Genomic DNA, 26493 nt, shown 5'->3' with positions numbered 1-26493 from the left:
TCCGAGGAGGCTGGTTCCCTTGCCCGACGACTATGACCCGCCGCTGTCCGGGGTCCGCGTGCTCGATCTGTCCTCCGGCCCGATGACCGCGACCGCACGGCTGCTGGCCGATCTCGGCGCGCGCGTCACCCGGGTCGTCCTGCCCGGCGTCACCGACGACCACACCACCGGACCGGTCGTCGACGGCGTCGCGATCGGCACCGCGATCGACCGGCACGGCTTCGCCCACGCCACCGCCGAACCCGGCTCGCACGGCTGGGAACAGCTGCTGGCCGACGCCGACCTGCTGATCGAGACCACCCCGCCGGGCTCGCCCGCCGAAGAACTGCTCGACGTCCCCGGCCTGCGCACCCGGCATCCCGCGCTGGTCGTCCTGTCGGTCAGCGACTTCGGCCGCGCCACGACCCGGCGGCGCTGGCAGGCCACCACCCCGGTGTTCCACGCGCTGACCGGCGAACTCTCCCGGTCCGGCATCCCCGGCCGCGCGCCGCTGCTGCCGCCCGGCGAACTGCCCTACCACGTCGCCGCCGCCCAGGCCGCGTTCCAGGCGGTCAGCCTGTATCTGGACCGGCTGCGCACCGGACGCGGCGACCGCATCGACTTCGCCGTCCTCGACGGGGCGATGCAGGCGCTGGACCCGGCGTTCGGCATGGTCGGCAGCGCCGCCGCCGGGGTTCCGTTGAGCGATCTGCCGCGCGGACGCACCGAAGAACGCCACCGGTACCCGATTTTCCCTTGCCAGGACGGATATGTCCGGATCTGCCTGCTGTCGCGCCGGCAGTGGCGCGGGATGTTCGAGTGGATGGGCAGCCCGGCCGAATTCGCCGACCCGAAGTACGACCAGGTGCGCGAACGCTACGCGTCACCGGATCTGCTGCCCGCGATCGGCCGCTTCTTCGCCGACCGCACCCGGGCTTCGCTGGAATGCGAGGGCCAACGCCACGGCGTGCCCACCGCTGCGGTACTCGCGCTCGCCGAAGCCCTGCACACCGACCAGCTCGCCGCCCGAGGCTTCTTCCGCGACACCGAACTGTCGCCCGGACTCGTCGCACCGGTCCCGGCCGGGATCACCGAGATCGACCGACACCGCGCCGTCGCCGTCCCGGACACCGGCGCGCGCGTCACCGCCGCGCCGATCCTCGCTGGTCGCCCCCGTCGCGGCGAAGGGCGTCCGCTGGAGGGAATCCGGGTTCTGGACCTCGGCGTGATCGTGGTCGGCGGCGACACCGGACGGCTCTTCGGCGACCTCGGCGCGGACGTCATCAAGATCGAGAACTCGGCGTTCCCGGACGGTTCCCGCGCCGCACTGCCCGGGCTGATGTCGCACGGCTTCGCCGCCGGGCACCGCAACAAACGCGCCATCGGCGTCAACCTGCGCGATCCCGAAGGCCAAGCGCTGGTGCGGCGGCTGGTCGCGCAGTCGGACGTCGTGCTGACCAACTTCAAACCCGGCGTCATCGCCTCGCTCGGGCTCGACCGGGCCGCGCTGTCCGAGGTGAACCCGGGCATCGTCGTCGTGGACAGCTCCGCCTTCGGCCCGACCGGCCCGTGGGCCGACCGGCTCGGCTACGGCCCGCTCGTGCGCGCCGCGACCGGACTCACCAGCGAGTGGATCTATCCCGGCGAACCGGGCACGTTCAGCGACGCCGTCACGGTCTATCCCGATCACGTGTGCGCCCGGATCGGCGCGCTGGCCGCGTTGGCGCTGCTCGTCCGTCGCGAACGCAGTCACGAAGGCGGGGCGGTGAGCGTCGCGCAGTCCGAGGTAATGCTGAGCCACTTCGCGGACCGGATCGCCGCCGAAGACCTGGCCCGCCGGGGACACTGTCTGGACGGTCCCTCGCACGACGCGCCTTGGGGCGTGTTCCCGACCGCTGGCGACGACGAGTGGCTCGCCGTCACGGTGCGGAACGACGCCGATTGGGGCGCGTTGTGCTCGGTGCTGGACCGTCCCGATCTGGCTGCTGACCCTGGTTTGGCCACCCGCTCCGGCCGAGCTGCTTCCCGGACTCGGATCGATGCGGCGGTGACCGGGTGGACGGAGCGGCTTTCTCCGTTCGAGGCGATGGAGCTGCTGCAGGCCGCGGGGGTTCCGGCCGGGGCGCTGCTGCGGGCGGGCGACCTGCCGGAATGGGAGCAGTATCGGGAGCGGCGGGCGTTTCGGGAGGAGCTGCATCCGTACGCGGAGGAGCCGTACGTGCTGGAGAACGTGCAGATCCACGCCGCGCATGTCGCCGATCCGCCGGTGGGGCAGGCGCCGCTGCTGGGCGAGCAGACGTTCGAGATCGCGGCGGAACTGCTCGGGTTGGAGGTCGCGGAGACGGCTGGGCTTGTCGCTCGCGGGGTGGTGGAGGTACCGGACGAGCAGGGCGGGCGGGCTGCTCGCGCCGGGTGAATTCCGGCGGGCCCGGGCCGGCACCGGCCGACGATGCGCGCCGGGCGAGATTCGGAACGGACGTTCGCCTCCTCGCGCGGCCGCTTCTGGTCCCTCGCCGATCCTGTCGCCCGAGGATGCGGTGACGCCCCACCCCGCCTATCCCACCGCCCCAGGATCCGGCGGCTCCGCGCGGCGACGCCAGCCCCACCCGACCGCCGCTCCCCGCCGTATGATCGCCGCAACCCGCCCGCCTCGCTGGACATTGGACGATGGAGATCGATTTCACCCGGCTGAAGTACTTCGTCGCGGTCGCCGACGAACTGCACTTCAAGCGCGCGTCGGACCGGCTGCGGATCACTCCTCCCCCGCTCAGCAAGCAGATCAAGCTGCTCGAACGCGAACTCGGCGGCCCGCTGTTCGAACGGCACTACCACGAGGTCCGGCTCACCCCGCTCGGCCAAGCGCTGCTCGGCCCGGCGCGGGCGATCCTGCGCCAGGTCGAGGGCCTGAAGGACATCGCGGCGGGAGTTCTCGAGGACGGCACGCCGATCCGGGTCGGGGCCACCGCGTACGCGCCGTCGGATCTGCTCGAAGACCTGGAAACCGCGGTCGGCGGGCTGGCCGCCCCGGCGACGTTCGAGGTCGCCGGTTCCGCCGCCGAGGTCACCGCGAAACTCGTGTCCGGGCATCTGGAACTCGGGCTGATCCACCTCGCCGTCGAGGATCAGCGGCTGCGCGCCCGCACCGTCGCCGAGTACCAGGGCGCGATCGCGGTCCGCGCGGACGATCCGCTCGCCTGCCGCGACCTCGTCCGCATCGAGGAATTGCGCGACCGCGAGGTGGTCATCGACTTCGCCCGGCCGAACCCGGTCATCCTCGCCGCGCTGACCAGGAAACTCGCCAGCCGCGGCGTCCGGAACATCGTGCGCGCGGTCAGCGGGCGCGGCGGCGAACTCGAAATGGCCGCGCAGGTGTTCAACCGGCGGCTGGTCGCCCTCGTCTCCTACGCTCCGGCCTCGTTCATCGGCCGGATGTTCTCGCCGCCGGAGTTCCAGCTGGTCCGGATCGAGGAGGACGGCTGGGAACCGAGCAGGCTCGCGCTGGCCTGGGCCGCCGACCGCGCCGCCGGACCGCCCCGTCCGGCCGACCTCGCCGAGGCCCTTTCGGCGAAACTGGGCCCGATCCGCCGCGGCTGACCTCGCCAGGCGCGCCACCGCGAAGTCACGCCCGCCGCGCCGAAAACCCCGCCGCGAAGCCGGAACCGCGGCGGCCGCGCGAGCACCGGCCGACCGAAGCGTCCACAGTGGACCGCTAGGATCCGACGAACCTGCTCAGCAACCGCCCGAACTCGGCCACGTCGCGGCGCGGCCAGTCCCGCAGCCGCTCTTCGAGCCGGTCCCGTTGCGCCGCACGGGTAATCGCCAGCGCGCGATGCCCGGCTTCGGTCAGCTCCAGCCGCTGCCTGCGCGAATGCCGCGGGTCCGGGCCGCGCACCAGCAGCCCGGCGTTCTCCAGTTCCGCCAGCTGCCTGCTCACCGTCGAGGGGTCGAGCCCGTACTCCTGGGCGAGATCCGCCGCGTGCGCGCAGTCCGCGAGGTCGATCGAGGACAGCATCGTGTACTGCACGAACCCGAGGCCCTCGTACAGTTCGTTCGAGCGCACCCGGGACCCGCGGGAAAACAGGATCATCGCGCGGTGGATAGCGTCCAGGGCATCGCCGTCGCGGTCTTCTCCCGGCATGTCCCGGCATGCTAGAGATGCACCATACAACTGTCAACGCGGCTCGGCGGCGATCCCCCGGCGCAGCAGGTCCTCCGCGTCGACCCCGGCTTCTTCGAGCAGTGCGCGGGTATGCGCGCCGAGCGCGGGCACGTCGCCCATCCGAGCCTCGACGTCCGCGAACGTCACCGGCGGCAGCAGCGCGTCGACGGTCGCGTGTTCGGTGCCGATCTCGCGCCAGCGGTCACGGGCACGAAGCTGCGGGTCAGCCACGACGTCGGCCACCTGTTTCACTTGCGCGGCAGGGATTCCGGCTTGCGCGAGCCGTTCGTCCAATTCCGCTGTGGACCATCGGGCGGTCTCGGCGGCGACCGCGGCGTCGCATTCCGCGCGGTGTTCGACGCGCTGCACGTTCGTGGTGAACCGCGAGTCCTCGGCCAGCCGCGGGGCTTCGAGGACCGAGGTGACCAGGGTCCGCCAGCCGCTGTCGTTCTGGACCCCGATCAGCAGCTGGCCGTCTTTCGTCGGATACGCGTCGTAGGGGGCGATCGAGGCGTGGCTCAAGCCCATGCGCGCGGGCTGGCGTCCGGAGTACATCTGGCTGTAGATCGCATAGCCCATCCACTCGACCGTCGCCTCCAGCATCGACACCTCGACCGTCGCGCCCTGGCCGGTTCGCCACCGGCGCAGCAGGGCGGCCAGCACTGCTTGCGCGCAGTACATTCCGGAGGCGATGTCGGAGGTCGGGATGCCGGTCTTGACCGGGGTGTCCGGGGTGCCGGTGATGCCGATCAGGCCCGCTTCGGCCTGGACCAGCATGTCGTAGGCCTTGCGTTGTTCCCTCGGGCCGCCGGCGCCGTAGCCGGAGAGGTCCACGGCCACCAGTTCCGGGTGCCCGGCGCGCAGTTCGGCCGCGCCGAACCCGAGCCGCGCGGCCGCGCCAGGGGCCAGGTTCTGGACGAAGACGTCGGCTTGGCCGATCAGGTTCCGCACCACGTCACGGCCCTCGCCGGCCTTCAGGTCGAGGGCGAGGGACTCCTTGCCGCGGTTGAGCCAGACGAAGTGGGCGCCGGTGCCGTGCACGACGTGGTCGTACTGACGGGCGAAGTCGCCGCCGTCCGCGCGTTCCACCTTGATGACCCGGGCGCCCAGGTCGGCCAGGGTGCGGGTGGCCAGCGGGGCGGCGACTGCCTGTTCGATGGAAACGACGGTGATTCCGTCCAGCGGAAGCGCGACGGGGGCTGGGTGCATGCTGCTTACTATTACTCGGATTCGGCGGGAATGCTGTGTTGCGTGGCGCACCCCGAAGCTTCATTGTCCTGACGGTTCGGGGCGGCTTTAGGGTCGTGAGGGGAACCGTGAGGGAATCTGATTCCTGCGGGGTTCCCCTCCCGACCGGTCAGCCGCGCGGGTCGAAGGGGATGCCGGACGGTTTCGACTTCTCCAGCAGGTCCTGGTACCTGCCCTCGCTGATCTTGATCGTCGCCGCACCGAAGTCCGCGCCCGTGAGGCGGTCGCGCAGCGCGGTCGACGGCCACCCGTCCCAGCCGACCAGGGGCGGATAGCGCCAATCGTGGTAGTGGTTCTCCGGCGGCTCGTCGTGGGCGTCGGCGAGGCGGAAGAAGTGCGTACCGGGGCCGTCCTTGTGGTACACCGCCTTCGGGTGGGCGCCGTCGAAGCTCACCTTCGACCGCGGGTACGTCACCTGCGACGAATGCTGCGTGGTCGTGACGTACTCGACCTGGTTCGACGACTGGTCGATCCACGAGATCACGTGCTCCCAGTCGTGCCGGTGCCCGCCGAGGCCGCTGCCGTCGACGGCCTGGTCTTTCTCGAAGTAGCTCGCGTAGACGACGGCGCACCAGCCGTGGTTGCAGGTCGAGCGCGAGTAGGTCTGGGAGTTGTCCAGGTCGGACTTGTCGTGACAGTTGCCGTTGACCGCGCCGGTGGTCTTGAGGCCGGGCGCGAGGGTGCCGTCCGGGCCGATCGCGGGGGTGGCGTAGCAACCGTCGCCGTCGTAGTCGTAGGCGGGTGAGAAGGACTGCTCGTATCCGTTGGCGTTCTGCGGCAGGTTGTGCGGCGGATCGGCGTACGCCGCGGACACCGGGAACAGCAACGCCGCGCAGGCTGCCACCGTCGCGACGCGGGCGAGCGGAAGTTTCCTCATGTCCGGATGGTGACACCGCGAACGCGGAAGGTGAAGGGATACCAGGGAAGCATCCGGTGGCCGCACGGACCTTCAGCTCGCGAGGACCTCCGCGCCGCGGTGCACGCGCAGCAGGTCAGCCCGTACGAGGTCGGCCAGCAGCCGTTCCTCCTCGTCCGCTTCCGACGGTCGCGGCGGCAGTTCCCCGCTTCCGGCCAGCGCACCTGCCGCAGCCTCCGCGAAGGACGCCATCGTCGGCGACTGACCGTCCCGCTGCAGCAGCGCGCCCGCCGAAGCCGTGAGACCGCGCAACCCCTGTCCGGCCTCTTCCAAGGCTTCTCGCTGCTCCGCGGAAGGTTCCCGACTGCCGGGTTCGGGGCTCAGCAGGTCCTGATGCGTCCGGGCCGCAGCGCGGAACCGCAGCCCGACCTCGCGCCGGCCACCTCCACCGCGCAACCGCTCGGCCACCGACGCCAGCAGCTCGCCAGTCTCGGAGACGGCGTCGGAAAACCGTTGCGCCACTGAAGGTTTCGGCACCCCGGGCACCGCGGCGAAGCCGAACACCAGACCGATCACCACCGCCAGCGCCACCAGCAGGAGGTACTCCACGAGCACCGAAGCGGCGTCCAGATGCCGCGTCGCCGCGTTCATCCCGACGCTCATCAGCACCATGCAGCCGTTGAACACCATGGGCTGCACCTGCATGAACGGGAACCCGACGAGCAACGCGGCAATCCCCAGCGGCAGCAACGCGCCCGGCGGCAACAACCACAACGCGATCGCCAGCACCACCGCCCCGGCCACCGCGCCGGCGGCGCGCTGCCACGCCTTCGCCAGCGTGTCCCGCCATTCCGGCTGCATGAGCGCGAACGTCGTCATGAGGAACGACACCCTGAGCGGGTCGCCCGGGCGGAACGCCGCGATCACCGCGGCGGCCAGCATCCCCAGCGCGCACCGCACCGCGTGCCGCAATTGCGCGGACCGCCACGAGAACACCCCGGTCGCCTCGCGTCGCAAGGCCTCGCGGACAAGGTGCCGCGGGAAGTCCACAATGGACTCGTCGCGGTTCAGCACGGCTTCCCGGATCGCGAGCAACCCGGCCCAGGCTTCGTCGAGCAGCGCGGCGGTGTCGCCGGGCAACGCGACGTCCGGGTCGGCCCGCTCGATCTCCGGCGGATCAGAAACAGTCTTCGCCCGCACGGCTTCCGCCAGCGCCGCAACCTGTTCGTCCGCGGCGTCGAGCACTCGGGAAACCACCGCCGCTTGCTCTTCGTCGAACGCGCGCAGCCGATCCCGCAGCAGCGCGGCGGTGCCGTGATACCGCGCGCCACCGGCCAGAACCCGCGCCTGCCACGCTCGCGGCCGGTCGGTCACCCACAACCGCACCGCCCGCTCCGCGCTCGCCCGATCCGGTCCGGCGAGCGCGTCGGCCAGTGCGGTGCGGGTCGGCTTGCCCGGATCGCCCAGGCCCATCAGCAGCCGCAGCACGAACACGACCGCGACGGCCAGCGCCGGCGCGCAGATGATCTGCACCGGGCTGGCCGCACCGCTCAGCTGGAAGCCGTAGCCGAACACCGAAGCCATGCCGAGCCCGAGCCCGACCGTCACGTACCGCGGCCCGAGCGCGGGCACCACCGCCGCCGCGAAGACCACCAGCACCAGCAGCGCGATCGACGCGACCGGCGACACCTCGCCCAGCAACCGCGGCCCGGCCCCGCCGATCACCACCGCCGGAGCGAACGCCGCGAGCAGCCACAGGTCCGGCCGCAGCGGCCCGCCGGTGGCGGCGATGAAACAGAACAACGCGGTCAGCCCGGCCAGCATCGCGGTCGCGCCGAGCCCGAGCGCCACCCCGAGCCCGGCCGTGCCGCCGACGACCACCAGAATCGCCGCGAGCATCCCGCCGCCGCGCGCAATCGCGTTCATCCCGCCCCGTTCCGTCACCGCGCAATCCCGCAGAAGCCTCGCACGTTGCGCTTACGCCACCGCAGCCCGCACCAGCTCAGGCAGCTGCGGAGCGCGGTGCAGCACGAGTGTTCATGCCACTCACGACGCCTCAGACGGTCGCGCGCTCCGGCGGCAGCGTCAGCAAGTTGTGCACCTCGCTGTGCTCCGACCCCGGCAGCCCGTCCAACGCCCGCAACGCCGAGGCCCGCGCCGCCACCTCGGCCTCGGTCCGCGGCGACATCAGCGCCGACCCGCCCGTAGCCAACGCCTGGTTAGCCTCCACGAACTCCCGCGACCGCTTCTCGTACGCCGCGAAGGCGACGTCGTGCGGAGCGTCGGCCAGCTCGTAGGCCAGCAGGTACGCGCCGATCATCGCGAGGCTCGACCCCTGCCCGGACAGGAACGACGTCGCGTGCGCGGCGTCCCCGGCCAGCGCGACGCGGCCTTTCGACCACACCGGCAGGTGGATCTGGCTGACCACGTCGAAGAACAGATCGTCCGCCGAGCGCATCGCCTCGACCATCCGCGGCACCTCCCAGCCGCAGCCCTCGAAGCGGCTGGCGACCAGGTCACGCTGCGCGGCCGGGTCAGCGAACGCTTCGAAGGGCGCGTCGGCGCGGGTGAACACCAGGAACCCGTGCACCTGGCCGCGGTCGCGGTCGCCCGCGGCGTAGAGCGAGGCCGACCGGCCCGCCACCGCCCAGGACATGCCCTCGTGCGAGAGGCCGAGATAGTTCGGCATGGTGAATCCGGCGAAGCAGTAGCCGAGGTAGCGGTGGAACTGCTCCTCCGGCCCGAAGGCCAGCGAACGGGTCTTCGAGTGCAGTCCGTCCGCGCCGATGACCAGGTCGAACGTCTGGCTCCGGCCGCTGGCGAAGGTCACCTCGACCCCGGTGCCGCGGTCGTCCAGCGTGGCGATCGACTCCGAGAAGCGGAACTCGGCGTCGTCGCGGACCGCGTCGTACAACAGGCTGGTGAGGTCGCCGCGGGCCAGTTCGATGTCGTAGCCGGCCTCGTCCCCGGTGATCACGGTCGGCGCGACGCTGTTCAGGACGCCGCCGTCCGCGTCGAGGAACGAAAGCCGCCGGGTGGCGACGTGCCGTTCCCTCGCCGTCTCCTCCAGCCCCATCCGCCGCAGCACCTCGACGGCCGGGCCGCGCATGTCGATCGGGTATCCGCCGCCGCGCACCGCGGCCGCCTTCTCCACCACGGTGACCGAGAAGCCGTACCGGTTCAGCCAGTACGCCAGCGCCGGGCCCGCGATGCTCGCCCCCGAGATCAGCACGCTCCTGCTCATGGTTCTCCCCTTTCCGCCGGCAGGCGATAGATGCCTACCTTAGGTATCATTTTTGAGACCGGCCGGAACCGCCTCGCGCGATCCCGGTGACCCAACCGTATACCTAACTTAGGTATCTAATCAAGGAGCCCGCGATGTCCGCCGTCCCTTCCCTGTTCCGGGACCTGCTGCCCCGGCTGAACGAGCTGAGCGGGTCGCTGCGCCGGGGCAAGCTGTTCGAGCGCGCGATCGCGGCCACCGGGCTGCCGCTGGAGCGGCCGGCGATGAGCGTGCTCGGCATCCTGCACCTCGAGGACGAACCGCTGCGGATCGGCGAGATCGCGACCCGGATGAACGTCGTCGGCCCGCACGTGACGCGGCAGGTGCAGGGGCTGGAGAGCCGCGGGCTGGTCCGGCGCGTGGCCGACCCGGACGACCAGCGGGCCCGGCTGATCGAGCTGACCCCGAGGGGAACGGCCGCGACCGAACGCTACGTCGCGGTGATCGAGGGCTGGTTCGCCGAAGCGATGAGCGGCTGGAGCGCGGAAGACCGCCAGGTCCTCGACCGGCTGCTGACCCGGCTGGTCGAGGACCTGACGGCCCGGTTGTCCGAACTGGACTGAGCGGGGTTAGCGCGACATCCGCAGGAACTCCTGCTGCTCGCGGTCGTAGCGCTGGGTCAGGCCGTTTCCGTAGCGGTCCCACCAGTTCTGCGTGTGCCCGTTCTGCCGGGTGGTCGTGTCGCCGTAGACCTCGCGGTCGTATTCGATCCGGGCGTCGTGGAACTGCTGCTGGAATTCCTGCGGCGACAGCCCCTGCAGCTGCTGCACGGCGGCCGAGTCGAGGGTGCGCGCGCTCTGCACGATGTCCGCGCCGCCCATGTGGTTCAGGATCGCCCGGACGCCGCCCGCGCCGCGCATGTGCGCGCCGGACATGATCGCGGCCTGGGCGCCCGCGTCGGTGAATTCCATCGCCCCGGCGCGGCGCGCGTTCGCGGTCATCAGCTGCGCCACCACCGCGCGTTCTTCGGCGCTGCCGAGGCCGTACTGCCGGCGGGCGGCCATGATCTGGTCGTAGCCGTTGTGCATGCTCTCCCGGAAGCCGTACGCCTCGCGCACGCCGCCCTGTTCGCCGGTCGCGCCCTCGGACCGCATGATCGAATCGACGACCCGGTCGTCCAGCTGCTGCGGTGCGGCACCCCCAGCAGCCGCACCGCCGCCGCCCGCCCCGGCTCCGCCGCCGCCCGTGCCGCCGCCGTAGCCCCGGGCCACCGCGGTGTCGGCGTCGGCGTAGTTCCGCGCCGCGTGCTGCACCTTGCCGTTGACCTGTTCGATCAGCTTCACGAAATCGCCGAGCGACGACACGAGTTTCGACTGCAGCAAGGTGTTCGCCGCGGCGACCCCGCTGCCGATGCCCGCGAACGACAAGGCGTCGATCACGAGCGTCTCCAGGTCGCGGACGGCCGAGAACGCCGTGGCGCCGAGGCCCTCCACGTTCTTCACGATCGCCGACACCTCGGCCGGCAGCACCCGGTAGCTTCCCGCTGTCATGCCAGTGACCCTCGCGCACCGCCGCGGGCGCGCCAACGGCCGAATTACCCACTTTCGAAGGGGATCGAATCGCTGCCCGCTGGGTACCTGGGCGGCATGGAGTCCGACGAGGACCGGCACGACCGGACCGACCACGAGATCGAGCTGCTCGCCGAGCGGCTCTGGGCCTGGTCTCGCGAACCGGCCGGCGAGCAGGAGCCGGATCTCGGCCCGCTCGCCGAAGCCGGGTTCGAAATCGACGGCCGCACCGCGCGGTACGGCTCCGGCCGTCCGTGCGTCGCCCTGCTGCTCCCGTCCGACCGGCTCCGGGAATTCGGGCACAACCTCGTCGCCGCGGCGGTGCTCGGAGCCGCGCTCGCCACGGTCCGGACGCGGGAATCCGGTTCCGTCGTCGTCACCGACCGCGCGGGCGACGAGATCGACGCGGTGCTCACCTTCCAGCCCGGCGTGCACACCTGGGCCGCCGCGCCGCTCGCCGCGCGGACCGAACTGCGCGTGAGCGTGCACGGGAATTCCGGACCGGCTCCCGAAGACAGCACCGACGCGGTCGCCGGGCTGGTGCAGGTCTTCACCGCGATCGCCGCACTGCGGGCCCGGCTCCCCGCCGGCGCGGCGGTGCGGGGAATCGTGACGCACGGCGGGGAATCCACCGAGGTGGTGCCCGATTTCGCCGAAGCCCGCTTCGGGTTGCGCGCGCCGGACTCCGAAACGCTCGGGCACGTCGTCACCGAAGTGACCACCGCCGCCGAAGGCGCCGCGATGGCGACCGGAACCAAGGCGAACGTCGAACGGTTCGGCCCGATTCACGCGCGGTTCCAGGACAATCCGGTGCTGTCCGGGCATTTCGCCCGGCATCTCGCGGCGTGCGGGATCCACGCGTCCCCGTCCGGAGCCGCGGCGATTCCCGGCAGGCCCGAGGTGGGCGACTTGAGCGTGCGGATGCCGGCGATCCATCCGTCCGTCGCGCTGCACGATCCGGTGCGCGCGGTCGGCAGCCGGGCGTTCGCCGAGGCGACCGGGTCGCCGCGGGCCAGGACGGTGCTGCTCGCGACGGCGTCGGCGCTGGCGCGCACCGCGTCGGACCTCCTCGCGCATCCCGCACTGGTCCGGCAGGCTTGGGACAATTTCGCCGATCGAGCGCGCCGGGGCGGCTAGAGTCCCCGGCATGGGGACGACTGACGTGCCGCTGCCCGACGGCCGGAACCTCCGGGTCCACGACAGCGGGGGCGACGGTTTTCCGTTGGTGTGGCACCACGGGACTCCGCAATCCGGTCGCCTGCTGCCGCCGGTGGTGGAGGCCGCGGCCGCGCGGGGTTTTCGCGTCGTTTCCTATGCGCGGCCCGGATACGACGGGTCCGCTCCCCAGGTCGGCCGGACGGTGGGCTCGGCCGCCGAAGACGTAAAGCACCTGGCCGATGCGCTGGACCTGCCGCGGTTCGCGGCAATGGGAGCGTCCGGCGGCGGACCGCACACGCTGGCTTGCGCCGCGGTGCTGCCGGACCGGGTGACGGCGGCGGTGTGCCTCGCCGGGTTGGCTCCGTACTCCGAGGAGTACGACTGGTACGGCGGGATGGTCGACGACAGCTCGTTGCGGGCCGCCCGCAAGGGTCGCGAAACCCGGCTGCGGCACGGAGAAACGCAGAAATTCGACCCGGCGAGCTTCACCGACGCGGACTGGGCGGCGCTGCGCGGCACGTGGGGTCCGCTGGGCGAGGACGCCGGTGCCGCGGCGGACGTGGCCGCGGAAGCCGACGACGACCTCGCATACGTCGCGCCATGGGGGTTCTCCGTCTCCGGCGTGCGGGTCCCGGTGCTGCTGGTGCACGGCGGCGGCGATCGGGTCGTCCCGGTCAGCCACAGCGAATGGCTCCTGCGAAACCTCCCGGACGCCGAGCTGTGGCTGCGTCCGCGCGACGGGCACATCTCGGTGCTCAACGCGCTCCCGACCGCGCTCGACTGGCTGCGCAACCTCCCCGGCTGTCGGTGAGGGGAACCCTCACAGACTCTGATTCCCTCAGGGTGGCCCTCACCGACAGTCGAGCAGTGACCCCGAGTATCGCCGGTTATCGTGGCAGGCATGAGCAACGTCGAGACCGACCCGGCCGAACTGGCGTGCGGCGGCGACCCCGTCGACCCCGGCAAGGTCGAGATCCTCGACGCCCGTTCCGTCCCGCTCGGCGGCCCGCGGGCGATGCCCGTCCGCCGCACCCTGCCGCAGCGCCGGCGGTCGCTGATCGGCGCGTGGTGCTTCGCCGACCACTACGGTCCGGACGACACCTCAGTCAGCGGCGGCATGTCCGTCGGCCCGCATCCGCACACCGGGCTGCAGACGGTGAGCTGGCTGTTCACCGGCGAGATCGAGCACCGCGACAGCCTCGGCTCGCACGCGATGGTCCGGCCCGGCGAGCTGAACCTGATGACCGGCGGGCACGGCATCTGCCACGAAGAGGTGTCGACGCCGGAAACCACGATGCTGCACGGGGTCCAGCTCTGGGTCGCGCTGCCGGACGAGCACCGGCACACCGCCCGCGACTTCCAGCATTACGTCCCGCCAGCCACTGACCTCGACGGAGCCACCGCCCGTGTCTTCCTCGGCACGCTGGCCGGGCAAACCTCGCCGGTCAAGACCTTCACTCCGTTGCTGGGCGCGGAAATCGTCCTCGACCCGGGCGCATCGCTGAGCCTCGCCGCGGATCCGTCCTTCGAGCACGGCGTCCTGCTCGACACCGGAGAGCTCACCTTCGCGGGCACTCCGCTGCGGCGGGCCCAGCTCGGCTGTCTGGGCATCGGCGCGACCGCGCTCGGCCTGGACAACCCCGGGTCCTCCCCGGCGCGGGCGATCGTGCTCGGCGGGCCGCCGTTCGGCGAGGAAATCCTGATGTGGTGGAACTTCGTCGGCCGCAGCCACGACGAGATCGCCGAGTACCGCGCGGCGTGGGAGGCGAACTCCGAGCAGTTCGGCGCGATCGAGCCGTACCCCGGCGGCCCGGCGCGGCTGCCCGCTCCCCCGCTGCCCGCCGTGCGGATCAAACCGCGCCGCAACCCCTCGTGAGTGCTGGTGCCGGCAAGAACCGGCACCAGCGCTCACGGCCCCTCGGCCCCGCTGAGCCGGTTCCGCGCCCCCGACGGATCGAAATTCACCCGCCGGAGCGGCCCTGCCGCCAGCAGCACCACCGCCACCGCGCTCAGCGCCGCCAGCACCAGCGCCGCCACGAACCGGGCCGGAACCGACGTCGCCGAGGCCAGCACCGCGTATCCGCCCAGCACCACCGCGACCGGCGCGAGCAGCGCGATCGCCGTCAGCACCGGCGGAATCCGGCTGCCGTCCGGACGCCGCGCCGAGACGACCGCCGCGCCCGCCGACACCACCGCGGCCACCAGCAGGCAGGCGCCCACGGTGTCCGACAGGCGGTGCCAGCTGAGCGCGACGGTCGCCGCGGCCACCCAGGCGACGCCGGGCGCCCCCACGGCGAGCACCCAGGTCCGGAACCGCGCGGGCAGCACCACGGCCAATGCCAGCAGCACGGCGGTGGCCGCGCTCACGTGCCCGCTCGGAAAGCTGTTGTGGTGCGGAGCCCCGGCCGAACCGACGTCCGGCCGGTCCAGCAGGTAGATCTTGAGCAGCTGCGCGGCGGCCAGCGGCAGCAAGTACAGCACCAGCGCGGTCACGCCGAGCGCGAACCGCTTGCGCAGCACCGCGAGCGCCACGATGACGATCCCGGCCGCGCCGAACACCTCGACCCCGTCGATCCCGGCCAGCGGCCGCGCCCAGTCCACAGTGGACCGCGGCAGGTTCTGCGCGAAGCGGACGACCCCGTCCTCGGCGCGCTGCCCGGCCTCGGTCCGCACGAACAGCAGGTAGGCGACGACGAACGCGCCCGCGAACCCGATCGCGGCCGCGACCAGCACGGCGGTCCGCGAACGCCGCGGCGGGGCGAGCGCGGGCCGGGGCGCGGACGAGGGCACGGTCGGCGTTTCAGGAGTCAGCACTGCCATGCCTTCGAGCCTGGCCTCGGGATTTCGGGATCTCGTCAGGGCCGTGTCATGGTTTCGCTACAAGATCCGCCCGGCTCGCGCGAATCCGCGGGCATTCCGAATAATGGCCCCTGTGGCTGTGGTGTTGGTGATCGAGGACGACGCGTCCGTCCGCGAGGGCATGGAGCTGGCGCTGCGCCGGCAAGGACACACGGTGCACCCGGCCGCGACCGGCGAGGACGGCGTGGCGCAGCTGCGCGAACGCGCGCCGGACCTCGTGGTGCTCGACCTCATGCTGCCCGGCATCGACGGGTTCGAGACCTGCCGCCGGATCCGCGCGCTCGGCCAGGTGCCGATCATCATGCTCACCGCGCGCAGCGACGATTTCGACATCGTCGCCGGCCTCGAAGCGGGTGCGGACGACTACGTCGTGAAGCCGATCGAACCGCGCGTGCTCGACGCCCGGATCCGCGCGGTGCTGCGCCGCACCGCCGCCGAACCCGGCGCCGCGGGCCCCGAACAGCACGGCGACCTGGTGATCGACCGGGCCGGGATGCTGGTGCGCAAACACGGCGAGCAGGTCTCGCTGACGCCGACCGAACTGAAGCTGCTGCTGGAGATCTCGCGCACGCCAGGCCAGGTGTACAGCCGGAGCCAGCTCCTCGCGTCCGTGTGGGGCCATGATTATCTCGGCGATTCCCGCCTGGTCGACGCCTGCGTGCAGCGGCTGCGCGCGAAGATCGAGGACGTTCCGGCGCAGCCGGACCACGTGCAGACGGTCCGCGGCTTCGGCTACCGGTTCGGCCGCTCGTGAAACGGCTCCGGTCGTGGGTGTCCGGGCTGCGCCTGCGGCTGGTGCTGGCGTTCGCGGCGATGACGCTGGTCGGCGCGGGCGCGGCGGCGGGCGCGAGCTACGTGTCCGCGCGCAACACGATCCTGGCCGGCGTGCAGGACCCGGCGATGGTGCAGCTGCGCGACGAGGTCAGGACGTACCTGCCGCAGCTGACCCTGCCGCCCGACCAGCGGCAGCTCGACAACATGGCGAGCTCGCTCAAGGGCGTCACGACCGTCGTGTTCGGGTCGCTGCATTCGCGCGCCGGGCTGAATCCGGCGGCGCTGCCCGCCGGGCTGCGCACCGCGGTCGCGGGCGGGACCAGCATCCAGTTCCAGCGGGTCGTCGAGGGCGGGCGCCCGGTGCTCTACATCGGGATGCCGCTGCTGCGCTACGGCGCGACGAAGAGCGAACACACCGGCATCGAGGTCTACAAAACGGTCCCGCTCGCCACCCAGCAGGCCGCGATCGAGCAGCTGGCGACGCGCGCGTGGCTGATGACCGCGCTGGCCTTGCCGATCGCGGTCGCGCTGGCGCTGCTGGCCGCGCGGCAGGTGCTGCGACCGGTGCGCGCGCTGAACTCCGCGGCCCGCAAACTCGGCGACGGACAGCTCGACGTGCGCCTGCCCGCCAAGGGTTCCGACGAACTGGCCCAGCTGGTCGCCACGTTCAACCACACCGCGGCGGAACTGGAACGCACGGTCGGCTCGCTGCGCGAGATGGAGGCCGACGCGCGCCGGTTCGTCGCGGACGTCTCGCACGAGCTGCGCACCCCGCTGGCCGCGATGAACGTGGTCACCGACGTTCTCGACGAGGACGCCGACCAGCTGCCCTCGGACACCGCCGTGGCGGCGCGGCTGGTATCCGCCGAAACCCGGCGGCTGACCCGGCTCGTGCAGGACCTCGTCGAGATCTCCCGCTTCGACGCCGGACGGGCCGAGCTGCGGGTCGAAGAGGTCGACCTGGCCGAGGCCGTGGCGAACAGCCTCGCCGCCCGCGGCTGGACCGGCTCCGTGACGGCCGACCTGCCGAGCGTCACCGTGCCCGCTGACCCGCGACGGCTCGACCTGGTCGTCGCCAACCTCGTCGGCAACGCCCTGCGCCACGGCGCCCCGCCGGTCGAAATCCGGCTGAGCACCGACGACACGACTGTCTTCCTGACCGTCACCGACCACGGCCCGGGAATCCCCGAGGAGGTGCTGCCGAAAGTGTTCGACCGCTTCGCGAAGGCCGACACCTCGCGGGCCCGGTCCGACGGCAGCGGCCTCGGCCTGTCGATCGCGCTGGAAAACGCCCGGCTGCACGGCGGCGACCTCGAAGCGGCCAATACCGGCGGCGGGGCGCGGTTCACGCTCCTGCTGCCCCGAACCGCGCAGGAGGAGCGTTGAAACTTCTGCGGCTCTGCGTCGCTTTCGCGGCTGTCTTGGCCCTCGCTGGTTGCGGCATCCAGCCGACCGGAGTGGTCCCTGCCGGAGACGCCCCCGGCGGATTCCAGTTGGGCGCGCCGCGTCCGCAAATCACGCTCTACTTCGTCTACGCGGGACAACTCAGCCCCGTGCAACGTGCCTGGGCGAGGGACGCGAACCCCACGACGGTGCTGACGGAGCTGTTCGGCGGCCCGACTCGCACGGAAGAGCAAGAGGGTTTCTACTCGACGCTCTCGCCCGGCCGGCCCGTCACGGTCGACACCTCGGCCCAGCCGGTGACCGTGACCGTCTCCGAATCGATGAAACTGCTTTACCCGGTCGGCCTGCAGCAGGTGGTCTGCACCGTGTCCGCGTCGCTGGCGGCGTCCGGGCAGCCGGTCGGCAAGGGAATCACCGTGGTCGCCTCGGACACCAAACTCGAATCCTTGTACTGCAACTAGCCTTCCGGCATCAACCCGCGCACGACCCGCTCGACGATCCCCAGCACGACTTCCGTCGCGCTGCGCCCCTCCGGCACCTGCCGCAGCGCCGCCTCCAACGCGCCGAGCACCGCACCGGTCAACGCGGCAGCCTCGACCCGGTCCAGCTGCGGCGCACACGTCTTGTAGAGCTTCTCCGCCCACCGATCGCCCACCGCGGCGTTGCGCAGCAGGTATCCCGCGCGCAACGCAGGCACCCCGGCCAGCAGCCGGGTGCGCACCTCGGTGAGCGGATGGTCCAGCGGAAAACTCCACGCGTCCGCCGACGCCAGCGCGTGGACGGTCCTGCTCACCATCTCCGCCACCGGCGCGCCCGGCTCCGCCGCCGCGAAGACCCCGTCCACCACCTCGTCGTAAAGATGCTGGTCAGCGAAGACAACGTCCTCTTTGGCCGCGAAGTAGTTGAAGTACGTCGCCGGGGACACCTTCGCCCGCGCGGAGATCTCGGCGACGGTCGTGCCGTCGTACCCCTGCTCGTCGAACAGCGTGAGCGCCGCCTCGATCAGCGCCTGGCGGGTCCGCCGCTTCTTCTCTTCCCGCAACCCGGTCATGGCGTGAATCTTAGCGTTACTCTAAACTTAGAGAGTCTCTAAGATTGGAGGTCCCGATGGAACGGACCGGATGCGTGGTCGCCGGGGGCGGTCCGGCAGGCGTGATGCTGGGCCTGCTGCTGGCGCGGGCCGGGGTCGAGGTGGCGGTGCTGGAGAAGCACCGTGACTTCCTGCGGGATTTCCGCGGCGACACCGTGCACCCGTCGACGCTGCGGCTGCTGGACGAACTCGGCCTCGGCACTCAGTTCGCCGCGTTGTCCCGTTCGGTCCTGGAGCGGATGAAAATGGAGATCGGCGCGGAGACCGTGATCGCCGCCGACTTCAGCAGACTGCGCGGCCCGCACAAGCACATCGCGATGGTCCCGCAAGCCGAATTCCTGGCCCTGCTGGCCGAAGCCGGTGCGGCGGAACCGAAATTCTCCCTGCGCATGGGCGCGTCCGTCGTGTCCCTGCGCCGCGAGGGCGGACGCGTGACCGGCGTCGACTACCTCGACGACAACGGCATCGTCCACTCTCTTGCCGCCCCACTCACCGTCGGCTGCGACGGACGCTGGTCGACAGTGCGCCACGAACTCGGCCTCGCCCTGCGGGAATCGGACGTCCCGATGGACGTCTGGCAGGTGCGAGTGCCGAAAGCCGGACCGGGCGAACAGGGGGTGTTCGCCCGGTTCGGCCCCGGATACGCCTCAGTGACCATGGACCGCGGCGATTACTACCAGACCTCGTACCTCATCCCCCGAGGCCAAGACGCCCACCTGCGTTCCGGCCCCATCGAAGACTTCCGCTCGCGGCTGGCCGAACTGTTCGGCTGGACGCCCGCACAGGTGTCCGCCGTCCGCTCGTGGGACGACGTGAAACTACTCGAAGTGACCATGGGCCTGCTGCCGCGCTGGCACGCCCCCGGAGGGCTGTGCATCGGCGACGCAGCACACCCGATGTCACCGGTGGGCGGCGTCGGGGTGAACCTCGCCGTGCAAGACGCCGTCGCCACCGCACGACTCCTCGCAGAACCGTTGCGCCGCGGGGAGGTTCCGATGTCCCGCCTGGCCGCCGTACGCCGCCGCCGTCTGCTGCCGACGGTCGCGGTGCAGTCGAGCCAGCGAGGCGAACACGAGATGCTGCTCCGCCCCGCACTCGCCGGGACGCTGGTCCGCTTGCCCGCGCCCATGCGGGTGGTGCAACGGTTCCCGGTGCTTTCCGGGGTTACCGCTTACCTTGGCGGTGTTGGGCTGCGCCCGGAACACGCACCTGCTTTCGCCCGACGGTCCGGTGTGGACAGTCACGCTGGCTGACCGCTTGTTCGTCCGGTGCGATGCCGCTCGCCCGCTTGGGTTTCGCGGCACCGCACCGGACTCGCTGACTCTCCGGACGACGCCGGACCGGACTCGCTGACTCTCCGGACAGTGCTGCACCAGGCTCGTTGACTCTCCGGACAGTGCTGCACCAGGCTCGCTGCCCCTTCGGACAGTGCTGAACCGGGCTCGTTGACTCTCTGGACAGTGCTAGACCGGACTCGCTGACTCTCCGGACAGTGCTGCACCGGACTCGTCGCACGACCAGGGCGGCTCCGGACGGCACATGCGCCGCTTCCCGGCAGACAGCCAGCCAAGCGTCGCCAGAACAGCGTCCGCACCGTCAGCCCGCCTCCGGCACCTCAACCACGCCGCGCCGCGGTCGTTATGCCGGATAAGCCCGCACCAACCGAGCGTCCTGCAACGCACGGGCCCACCATTCGAGCTGGTCGAGCAACGCATTCGCCGCGGTCTCGGCGGCAGGGTCGAGCGGTTCGCCGTCCTCCCCGAAGCGGCCGTGCACCCCGTGGAAGCTCACGGTTTCGCGGATGGTGACCGCGTGCAGCTCGGCGAAGACCGGACGGAGGTGTTCGACAGCGCGCAGCCCGCCGGAAATCCCGCCGTAGGACACGAAAGCGACCGGTTTCGCGTGCCATTCGCCGCGGAACCAGTCGAGGACGTTCTTGAGCGCGGCCGGGTAGCTGTGGTTGTACTCCGGCGTGACCACGACGAACGCGCCCGCCGCCGCGAGCCGGGCAGCGACGGGCGCGGCCCCCTCGCCGTTCATCGCGAGCGGCAGCGAGATCTCGGCGACGTCGAGGACATCGACCGCGAACCCGCCGTGCCGGTCGGCCTGGCGGGAGAACCAGCGCACGACCGTGGGGGCGAACCGCCCTTCCCTGGCGCTGCCGACGAGCACAGCGAGCCGGACGGGAGCTTCGGACACGTTTTTCTCCTTTCCCGGGGCGGAACAGGTTTCCCGCCTCCGGAAGGAGTCTCGAACTTCAAGCTCCCTTTAAGTCAAGCTATGCTGAGGGCATGACGAAAACGGAGCTGCCGGAACTGACCGTGGGCGAACTCTCCCACCGCAGCGGCGTACCCGCGTCGGCCCTCCGGTTCTACGAGGACGAGAACCTGATCCGCAGCAGGCGCACCGCGGGCAACCAGCGCCGCTACCGCCGCGACACCCTGCGGCGGGTCACGTTCATCCGCATGTCGCAGCGGGTGGGCATGCCGCTGGCGCAGATCCGCGACGTGCTGGCCCTCCTCCCGGACGACCGCACCCCGACCCGCGCCGACTGGTCCCGCATCTCGTCCTGCTGGCGCTCCGACCTCGACCAGCGCATCCGCCAGCTGGAACAACTCCGGGACCAGCTGAACGACTGCATCGGCTGCGGCTGCATGTCCCTGGCCAAATGCCGCCTGGCCAACCCGGAAGACCGCCTAGGCCAAGACGGCCCCGGCCCACGACGACTGCCGGACCATCGGGGAACCGGTTTCGAGTGAGACCGCTCGGCAGCCGAGATTTCTCCGAGACCGAGCGGCCGCCGGCACCGAGGACCCTTCCGCGCGGAACTGCGGCCGCGCTGCTCCAGACGAAACTGCGCCCCGCGAGGCTGCGCCCGCTTCGGCCAGCCCAGCATTCACCGCGCACTCTCACCATGCCCGAGTCAGCCACCAGCCCAGCACTCACCAAGCACTCTCACCACGCCCGAGTCAGCCACCAGCCCAGCCTTCGCCGCACGCTCTCACTGCGCGTTGGCCAGCAACCTAACTCTCACCGCACACCCTCACCGTCCTCTCGTCAACCACCAGTCCCGTCAACCACCAGTCCCGTTCTCGCCGCGCCCTCTCCTCCGCTCCGCTCTCGCCGCGGACTCGCACCATGCCCGCGTCAGCCACCAGCCCAGCTCTCACCACACGCCCGCACCGCGTGTTGGCCAGCAGGCATCGCCGCCCTCCTTGGCCCGCTGCCGCGCAAGCAGGCCCGGTCACTCGCCCGGCGCGTCGGTCGCTCCGGTTCGGGTCATCCCAGCAGCAACCCCCTCACGTAGGCGGCCTGTCCGGCGTGCTGAAGGTCGTCGGACAGCACGCTGACCAGCCGGACTCCAAGCGTCACCGGCGGGTTCCAGCCTTCGTCGACCACGCGGTCCAGGGCCGCCCCGTTGAGGCTGGTCACCCAGGACACCGTGTGCTCGTGCACGGCGTCGTAGTAGCCGGTGAGCAAGCCCGGCGACTGCGGTTGCACCTTGGCCACGTCGTCGCTGCTGTGCCCGTAACCGATATCGCCGGCCGGGAACGGCAGGTCGAATTTCTCGCGCCAGTCCTGTGCCGTCCAGAACTGGTCGGTGCCCGCGACGTCCGCGACATGGTCGTCCTGCACCCTCGCCACATGCCAGACCAGCCAGCCGATCGAGTTGGCCTCCGGGCCGGGTCGCGCCGCCAGTTGCTCCGCGGTCAGCCCGTCGACTGCCTGGTGCACCGCTTCCCGCACCCGGCCGAATCCGTCCACGAGCAGATCGGCCACATTCATCTCGCGCTCCTCTCCGTCGTCGTGCGCTTGCCTCGATCATGCCCCGAAGATCCGCTTGTGCCCAGCACTGTGACTCGAGCGGCACGAGGGGTCCGTTCGCGCCGGTTCGAACCGCTTCGACACGGGAAATCCGATGACTACCAGCGGTGACCGCAACTGTCCACTTCGGACCTGACAGGGGCGGCCGACGTCGGGTAAAATCCAGCGCGAAAGCGATCTGCACGCCGACGACGCGAACGGAGGGCCCTGTGGCGATCACCGCGCCCCGCGCCCTGTCCGGCTTCGACAACATCGCCGGTATCGCGATTCCCGCCTGGGCGGGGATGGTGATCACCGCCGCCTGCGCGGTTTCGGCGATCACGGTTCTGCTGGTGATCCTGCGCAACCGGCGCAAGTAGTCCACCCGGGACGTTCGCTTCGCTATCCGCCGGATCCTGAGCTCAGCAGCGCGAAATCATGCGCCGAGCCGGGAAGATCACGGGTCCGCCCGGGTGAACCGGCTGGTGATGACGTGGTCCTTGGCCGGTCCGGTCACCACCCATTCCTGCTCCCACCGGCGATCGTCGAGCACCCGGTACGCCCCGCGATACCAGTCGGCGGCGCACGGATGATCGGCCGTCCACTCCCCGGTCGCCAGGTCCACGTCGTGGAAAAACCCGCCATGGTCGAAGTGGACCGCGGCGCGCGAGCCGCCGGCCGGACGGTAGTGCAGAGTCCGGACAAACGGCCCGCGATGCGCTCCGAGCTGCAGCTCTCCCGACTCGTGGTAGACGAGTACCCCGTCTTCCGGGGTGAACGACGCGCGGCCGCTCGCCGAGCCCATCGCCGCACCGTCGACGTCGACGATTTCGCGCGCGAGCTGCCATTCGCCGGAGAAGTACCCGGTCAGGTCATTGATCGGAAAAGCCACGGATCCCATTGTGCGCCTCCAGACGGCGGGCGACCGGCACCGGGACTGCCGCCTCTCGGCACCGTCTGTCACGAGGGTGGCGTGAAGGGACCCGTCATCCCGGGTTTCACCAGTAGCCACGCTGTTCACCCTGCGCGACCGGGCCCGTCGCAGGCCCCGAAAACGGCCGGTGCGACGGGGACTCTCGCGCCGAACCCGGCGGGGCAGGCTCGCCCGGACGGCCCGCCGCCCTAGAATCGGCCGCGTGGCGCATCCCGATCTGGCCGAGCAGGCCACCCGTTCCCCCGCTCTCGAGACTCTGCAGCGCGTCTTCGGCTACGACGCCTTCCGCGGCGACCAGGCGGAGATCGTCGAGCACGTGATCTCCGGCGGCGACGCGCTGGTGCTCATGCCCACCGGCGGCGGGAAATCGCTGTGCTACCAGATCCCGTCGCTGGTGCGGCCGGGCGTCGGCGTGGTCATCTCGCCGCTCATCGCGCTGATGCAGGACCAGGTCGACGCGCTGCGCAACGTCGGCGTGCGCGCCGGATTCCTCAACTCCACCCAGGATTTCGCGCAGCGGCAGGAGGTGGAGGAGGCCTTCGTCGCGGGCGAACTGGACCTGCTCTACCTCGCGCCGGAACGGCTGTCGGTCGAATCCACCGTGCGGCTGCTCGACCGCGGCAAGATCGCGCTGTTCGCGATCGACGAGGCGCACTGCGTCTCCCAGTGGGGCCACGATTTCCGGCCCGACTACCTGATGCTGTCGTCGCTGCACGAACGCTGGCCGGACGTGCCCCGGATCGCGCTCACCGCCACCGCGACCGAGGCCACGCACAAGGAAATCTCGCAGCGGCTCGGCCTGGACAACGCGAAGCATTTCGTCGCGAGCTTCGACCGGCCGAACATCCAGTACCGGATCGTGCCGAAGAACTCGCCGCAGAAGCAGTTGCTCGACCTTCTGCGCACCGAGCACCCGGGCGACGCCGGGATCGTCTACTGCCTGTCCCGCGCGTCGGTCGAGAAGACGGCGGATTTCCTGGCGCAGAACGGAATCCCGGCGCTGCCCTACCACGCCGGGCTCGACAAGTCGACCCGCGCCGCGAACCAGGCGAGGTTCCTGCGCGAGGACGGGCTCGTCGTGGTCGCCACGATCGCGTTCGGCATGGGCATCGACAAACCGGACGTCCGGTTTGTCGCCCACCTCGACCTGCCGAAGTCCGTGGAAGGCTATTACCAGGAAACCGGCCGCGCGGGCCGCGACGGGCAGCCGTCGACCGCCTGGCTCGCGTACGGGCTGCAAGACGTGATGCAGCAACGCAAAATGATCGACAAGTCCGAGGGCGACGAGATGCATCGTCGCCTGCAAGCCCAGCACCTGAACGCGATGCTGGCGCTGTGCGAGACGGTCGAATGCCGGCGCACGCAGATCCTCGCGTACTTCGGGCAGTCCGGCCAGCCGTGCGGGAACTGCGACACCTGCCTGGCCCCGCCGGAACGCTGGGACGGCACCATTCCCGCACAGAAACTACTGTCCACAGTGGTCCGTCTGCGCAACGAACGGCGGCAGAAGTTCGGCGCCGGCCAGATCATCGACATCCTGCTGGGCAAGACGACGCCGAAAGTCACCCAGTTCCAGCACGACACGCTGAAGGTCTTCGGCATCGGCACCGAACTGCGCGAACCGGAGTGGCGCGCTGTGGTGCGGCAATTGCTGGCACGCAACCTGCTCGCGGTCGAAGGGGATTACGGATCGCTGGTGCTGACCGAAGGTTCGACCGCGGTGCTGAACGGTTCCCACGAAGTGCAGCTGCGCCGCGAACCGGAACGCCCGGCGCGTGCCCCGCGAACGTCCCGCCGCACGCCGGCCGCTCCGATCGACATGCCCGCGGAAGCGGCACCGGTGTTCGAGCGCCTGCGTGCCTGGCGCGGGGCTACGGCGAAGGAACAGGGTGTCCCGGCTTACGTGATCTTCCACGATGCCACGCTGCGCCAGATCGCCGCGATGATGCCGACGACGCTCGACACGCTGGGCACGGTGAGCGGGGTCGGCGAGAGCAAGCTGGCCAAGTACGGGGAGGGTGTGCTGGCGGTGCTGGCCGAGGAGTGAGGGCTGGCTGGAGCCGGCGGGCGGGGACGCTGGCCGGGCTGGGTCGCGCGCGGTAGTTGGAGACCTCGCGGAGCGGCGTGCCTTGGTTTGGCGCCGACGGCCGGATTCACGGCAGAGCGGCTGGCTTAGCTCGGCGGAAGACCAGCGAGACTCGGCAGAGCTGCAAGCGAGCCGGGACAACCAGCCAGACCCGGCAAAACCACAAGCCAGACCGCGCAGAAGGACTGGCCAGGCTCGGCAAGCACCACGACGGCTCGGGAGAACGACCGGTCAGGAATCGCGGAGCTGGGAGTCGGGCTGGGCAGCGCCTCGACGGCAGGCGAAGCACGACGGCCCGGGGGCTAGGAAGACCGATCGAGAGGCCGCAGAACCCGCACGGCCCCGATGCCGCCGGAGGTGATCAGCCAGTACGCGCCGAAACTGCCGCCCGCTGAGCACAGGGTGCTCCGCGGGCGAAGCCTGGCCCGCGGATCCGCCCGGCCTGGGCTGAAGCGCAGCACGCTCCAGCCCGCAGCGTCAGCAGGCCGAGGACGGACCCGGCGGCGAGACCGAGCAGTACCCGTCAAGCAGCAGGGCGCGAGCGGCGAGGCAGCAGGACCCAGACCGCGCTGCGCCTGGGCGGGGCGGCGGGCCAGCAGGACGCAGGCACCGGGCCAGCAGGACCCGGCGCGAGGCAGCAAGACCCAGACCGCGCTGCGGCACCTGGACGGGCACCGGAACAGTCTCGCATGCGGAGCGTGCCAGAACGACGTACGCAGACATCGGACCAGCAAGACCCCGCGCGAGGCAGCAGGATCCAGGCGCTCGTCGGCACCTGGGCGGGCACCGGAACAGCAGGACGCCGTACGCAGCCACCGGACCAGCAAGACCCCCCGCGCGAGGCAGCAAGACCCAGGCCGCACTGCGGCACCTGGACGGGCACCGGAACAGTCTCGCATGCGCGAGCGTGCCAGAACGCCGTACGCAGGCACCGGACCAGCAAGACCCCGCGCGAAGGCAACAGGCCCCAGACCGCTCGTCGGCACCTGGGCGGGGCTGCGGACGGTCGCGTCGCCTCCCCGTCCGGAGGGGCAAGCCTGCCCGCCGGGCACACCTCAACCCGCGGACCCGCCGCTTACGCTTCAGCAGACCTCCGGGATCGGGTCAAACCTCGCTCAGACCCCGGAGCCAAGACTCACTCAGCCGTCCGAGGACCGGTAGTGTCCGAGACCTTCCGGACAGCTCCCGCGATCTGCGAGTGGTATCGACCGTTGGTCTTCTCGTCCACGAAACGCGCCGCCTTCCCCACGGCCTCGTTGACCTTCTCCGGGTTGTTCCGCACGTACGACACCGCGCCCGCGGCACCGGCCAGCATGGTGAGTTTCTTCAGCAAAGCCATCGCACACAGCCT

25 protein-coding genes are annotated in these 26493 nt (G+C 71.1%); 13 read left to right on the top strand and 12 right to left on the bottom strand.

The genetic code is table 11. From position 1 onward, the window contains the following. Positions 1-19 precede the first annotated feature (19 nt). Both BM362_RS16755 and BM362_RS16750 read left to right on the top strand, forming a co-directional pair. Positions 20-2395: a CaiB/BaiF CoA-transferase family protein gene (locus BM362_RS16755; protein WP_093573730.1), complete on the top strand. Its 2376-nt coding sequence runs from the start codon at positions 20-22 to the stop codon at positions 2393-2395. A gap of 251 nt (positions 2396-2646) precedes the next feature. Continuing rightward, positions 2647-3573, top strand: a complete 927-nt coding sequence (locus tag BM362_RS16750) for a LysR family transcriptional regulator (protein WP_093573729.1) — start codon at positions 2647-2649, stop codon at positions 3571-3573. Positions 3574-3688: 115 nt separating this feature from the next. Here the strand turns inward: BM362_RS16750 and BM362_RS16745 are convergent, their stop codons facing one another. The 5 genes from BM362_RS16745 to BM362_RS16725 all read right to left on the bottom strand — a co-directional run bounded on the left by BM362_RS16745 (position 3689) and on the right by BM362_RS16725 (position 9486). Then, on the bottom strand, positions 3689-4117 hold the full coding sequence (locus tag BM362_RS16745; RefSeq protein ID WP_093573728.1) for a MarR family winged helix-turn-helix transcriptional regulator: 429 nt from the start codon (positions 4115-4117) through the stop codon (positions 3689-3691). Positions 4118-4150: 33 nt separating this feature from the next. Continuing rightward, positions 4151-5347: a CaiB/BaiF CoA transferase family protein gene (locus BM362_RS16740; protein ID WP_093573727.1), complete on the bottom strand. Its 1197-nt coding sequence runs from the start codon at positions 5345-5347 to the stop codon at positions 4151-4153. A gap of 148 nt (positions 5348-5495) precedes the next feature. Continuing rightward, a complete protein-coding gene (locus BM362_RS16735) occupies positions 5496-6263 on the bottom strand; it encodes an NPP1 family protein (RefSeq protein WP_093573726.1) in 768 nt (255 codons plus the stop codon). A gap of 72 nt (positions 6264-6335) precedes the next feature. Then, positions 6336-8168, bottom strand: a complete 1833-nt coding sequence (locus BM362_RS16730; RefSeq protein ID WP_093573725.1) for an FUSC family protein — start codon at positions 8166-8168, stop codon at positions 6336-6338. A 130-nt stretch (positions 8169-8298) separates the two neighbouring features. Then, positions 8299-9486 carry an FAD-dependent monooxygenase gene (locus BM362_RS16725; protein WP_067581425.1) on the bottom strand — a complete coding sequence of 396 codons (1188 nt, stop codon included), beginning with the start codon at positions 9484-9486 and terminating at the stop codon, positions 8299-8301. Between the two features lie 134 nt (positions 9487-9620). Between BM362_RS16725 and BM362_RS16720 the strand changes: the two genes are divergently transcribed. Further along, a complete protein-coding gene (locus BM362_RS16720; RefSeq protein WP_067581423.1) occupies positions 9621-10088 on the top strand; it encodes a MarR family winged helix-turn-helix transcriptional regulator in 468 nt (155 codons plus the stop codon). Positions 10089-10094: 6 nt separating this feature from the next. On the opposite strand, the gene BM362_RS16715 is transcribed toward BM362_RS16720, so the two are convergent. Continuing rightward, entirely contained in the window at positions 10095-11015 is a 921-nt protein-coding gene (locus BM362_RS16715; RefSeq protein ID WP_093573724.1) for a hypothetical protein, read from the bottom strand. 96 nt (positions 11016-11111) lie between these two features. On the opposite strand from BM362_RS16715, the gene BM362_RS16710 reads away from it, so the two are divergent. From BM362_RS16710 to BM362_RS16700, 3 genes are all read left to right on the top strand, one after another. Then, positions 11112-12170 (top strand): zinc-binding metallopeptidase family protein, encoded by a 1059-nt coding sequence (locus BM362_RS16710; RefSeq protein WP_093573723.1) that lies wholly within the window; start codon positions 11112-11114, stop codon positions 12168-12170. Between the two features lie 10 nt (positions 12171-12180). Continuing rightward, the gene (locus BM362_RS16705; protein WP_093573722.1) at positions 12181-13002 is read left to right on the top strand and encodes an alpha/beta fold hydrolase; all 822 of its coding nucleotides are present in this window, start codon (positions 12181-12183) and stop codon (positions 13000-13002) included. 90 nt (positions 13003-13092) lie between these two features. Further along, positions 13093-14067, top strand: a complete 975-nt coding sequence (locus tag BM362_RS16700; protein WP_067581415.1) for a pirin family protein — start codon at positions 13093-13095, stop codon at positions 14065-14067. 32 nt (positions 14068-14099) lie between these two features. On the opposite strand, the gene BM362_RS16695 is transcribed toward BM362_RS16700, so the two are convergent. Then, positions 14100-15011: a phosphatase PAP2 family protein gene (locus BM362_RS16695; RefSeq protein ID WP_093573721.1), complete on the bottom strand. Its 912-nt coding sequence runs from the start codon at positions 15009-15011 to the stop codon at positions 14100-14102. 112 nt (positions 15012-15123) lie between these two features. Between BM362_RS16695 and BM362_RS16690 the strand changes: the two genes are divergently transcribed. From BM362_RS16690 to BM362_RS16680, 3 genes are read left to right on the top strand one after another with little or no spacing between them, the layout of a single operon-like run. Beyond that, complete coding sequence (locus tag BM362_RS16690; RefSeq protein ID WP_067581411.1) at positions 15124-15804, top strand: response regulator transcription factor; 681 nt, start codon at positions 15124-15126, stop codon at positions 15802-15804. Positions 15805-15863: 59 nt separating this feature from the next. Then, on the top strand, positions 15864-17210 hold the full coding sequence (locus BM362_RS16685) for a sensor histidine kinase (protein WP_208865239.1): 1347 nt from the start codon (positions 15864-15866) through the stop codon (positions 17208-17210). Beyond that, positions 17207-17689, top strand: coding sequence for a hypothetical protein (locus BM362_RS16680; RefSeq protein ID WP_093573719.1), 483 nt, complete (start codon positions 17207-17209; stop codon positions 17687-17689). Before BM362_RS16685 ends, BM362_RS16680 begins: the two co-directional genes overlap by 4 nt. Here the strand turns inward: BM362_RS16680 and BM362_RS16675 are convergent. Beyond that, a complete protein-coding gene (locus tag BM362_RS16675; protein WP_093573718.1) occupies positions 17686-18279 on the bottom strand; it encodes a TetR/AcrR family transcriptional regulator in 594 nt (197 codons plus the stop codon). The genes BM362_RS16680 and BM362_RS16675 overlap by 4 nt on opposite strands. Before the next feature lie 56 nt (positions 18280-18335). On the opposite strand from BM362_RS16675, the gene BM362_RS16670 reads away from it, so the two are divergent. Further along, on the top strand, positions 18336-19571 hold the full coding sequence (locus BM362_RS16670; RefSeq protein WP_093573717.1) for an FAD-dependent oxidoreductase: 1236 nt from the start codon (positions 18336-18338) through the stop codon (positions 19569-19571). A gap of 385 nt (positions 19572-19956) precedes the next feature. Here BM362_RS16670 and BM362_RS16665 read toward each other — a convergent pair whose 3' ends face one another. After that, positions 19957-20517: an NADPH-dependent FMN reductase gene (locus BM362_RS16665; protein ID WP_093573716.1), complete on the bottom strand. Its 561-nt coding sequence runs from the start codon at positions 20515-20517 to the stop codon at positions 19957-19959. Between the two features lie 92 nt (positions 20518-20609). On the opposite strand from BM362_RS16665, the gene soxR reads away from it, so the two are divergent. Next, positions 20610-21077 carry a redox-sensitive transcriptional activator SoxR gene (gene soxR, locus BM362_RS16660; RefSeq protein WP_067581400.1) on the top strand — a complete coding sequence of 156 codons (468 nt, stop codon included), beginning with the start codon at positions 20610-20612 and terminating at the stop codon, positions 21075-21077. Positions 21078-21597: 520 nt separating this feature from the next. On the opposite strand, the gene BM362_RS16655 is transcribed toward soxR, so the two are convergent. Beyond that, positions 21598-22104 (bottom strand): mycothiol transferase, encoded by a 507-nt coding sequence (locus tag BM362_RS16655; protein ID WP_067581398.1) that lies wholly within the window; start codon positions 22102-22104, stop codon positions 21598-21600. A 248-nt stretch (positions 22105-22352) separates the two neighbouring features. Between BM362_RS16655 and BM362_RS47475 the strand changes: the two genes are divergently transcribed. Then, positions 22353-22502 carry a hypothetical protein gene (locus BM362_RS47475; protein ID WP_167545336.1) on the top strand — a complete coding sequence of 50 codons (150 nt, stop codon included), beginning with the start codon at positions 22353-22355 and terminating at the stop codon, positions 22500-22502. 77 nt (positions 22503-22579) lie between these two features. Here BM362_RS47475 and BM362_RS16650 read toward each other — a convergent pair whose 3' ends face one another. Further along, complete coding sequence (locus BM362_RS16650; RefSeq protein ID WP_244287175.1) at positions 22580-23014, bottom strand: DUF6314 family protein; 435 nt, start codon at positions 23012-23014, stop codon at positions 22580-22582. 244 nt (positions 23015-23258) lie between these two features. On the opposite strand from BM362_RS16650, the gene recQ reads away from it, so the two are divergent. After that, positions 23259-25103, top strand: a complete 1845-nt coding sequence (recQ, locus tag BM362_RS16645; protein ID WP_208865224.1) for a DNA helicase RecQ — start codon at positions 23259-23261, stop codon at positions 25101-25103. A gap of 1174 nt (positions 25104-26277) precedes the next feature. Here the strand turns inward: recQ and BM362_RS16640 are convergent. Continuing rightward, positions 26278-26481: an antitoxin gene (locus BM362_RS16640; protein ID WP_067581394.1), complete on the bottom strand. Its 204-nt coding sequence runs from the start codon at positions 26479-26481 to the stop codon at positions 26278-26280. Positions 26482-26493: the final 12 nt, after the last annotated feature.

Origin of the sequence: Amycolatopsis rubida, from assembly GCF_900115345.1 — a bacterium.
In the GTDB taxonomy this organism is placed as follows: domain Bacteria; phylum Actinomycetota; class Actinomycetes; order Mycobacteriales; family Pseudonocardiaceae; genus Amycolatopsis; species Amycolatopsis rubida.
Note: the sequence above shows the minus strand (reverse complement) of the source record. Positions and strands in the feature narration are given on the sequence as shown.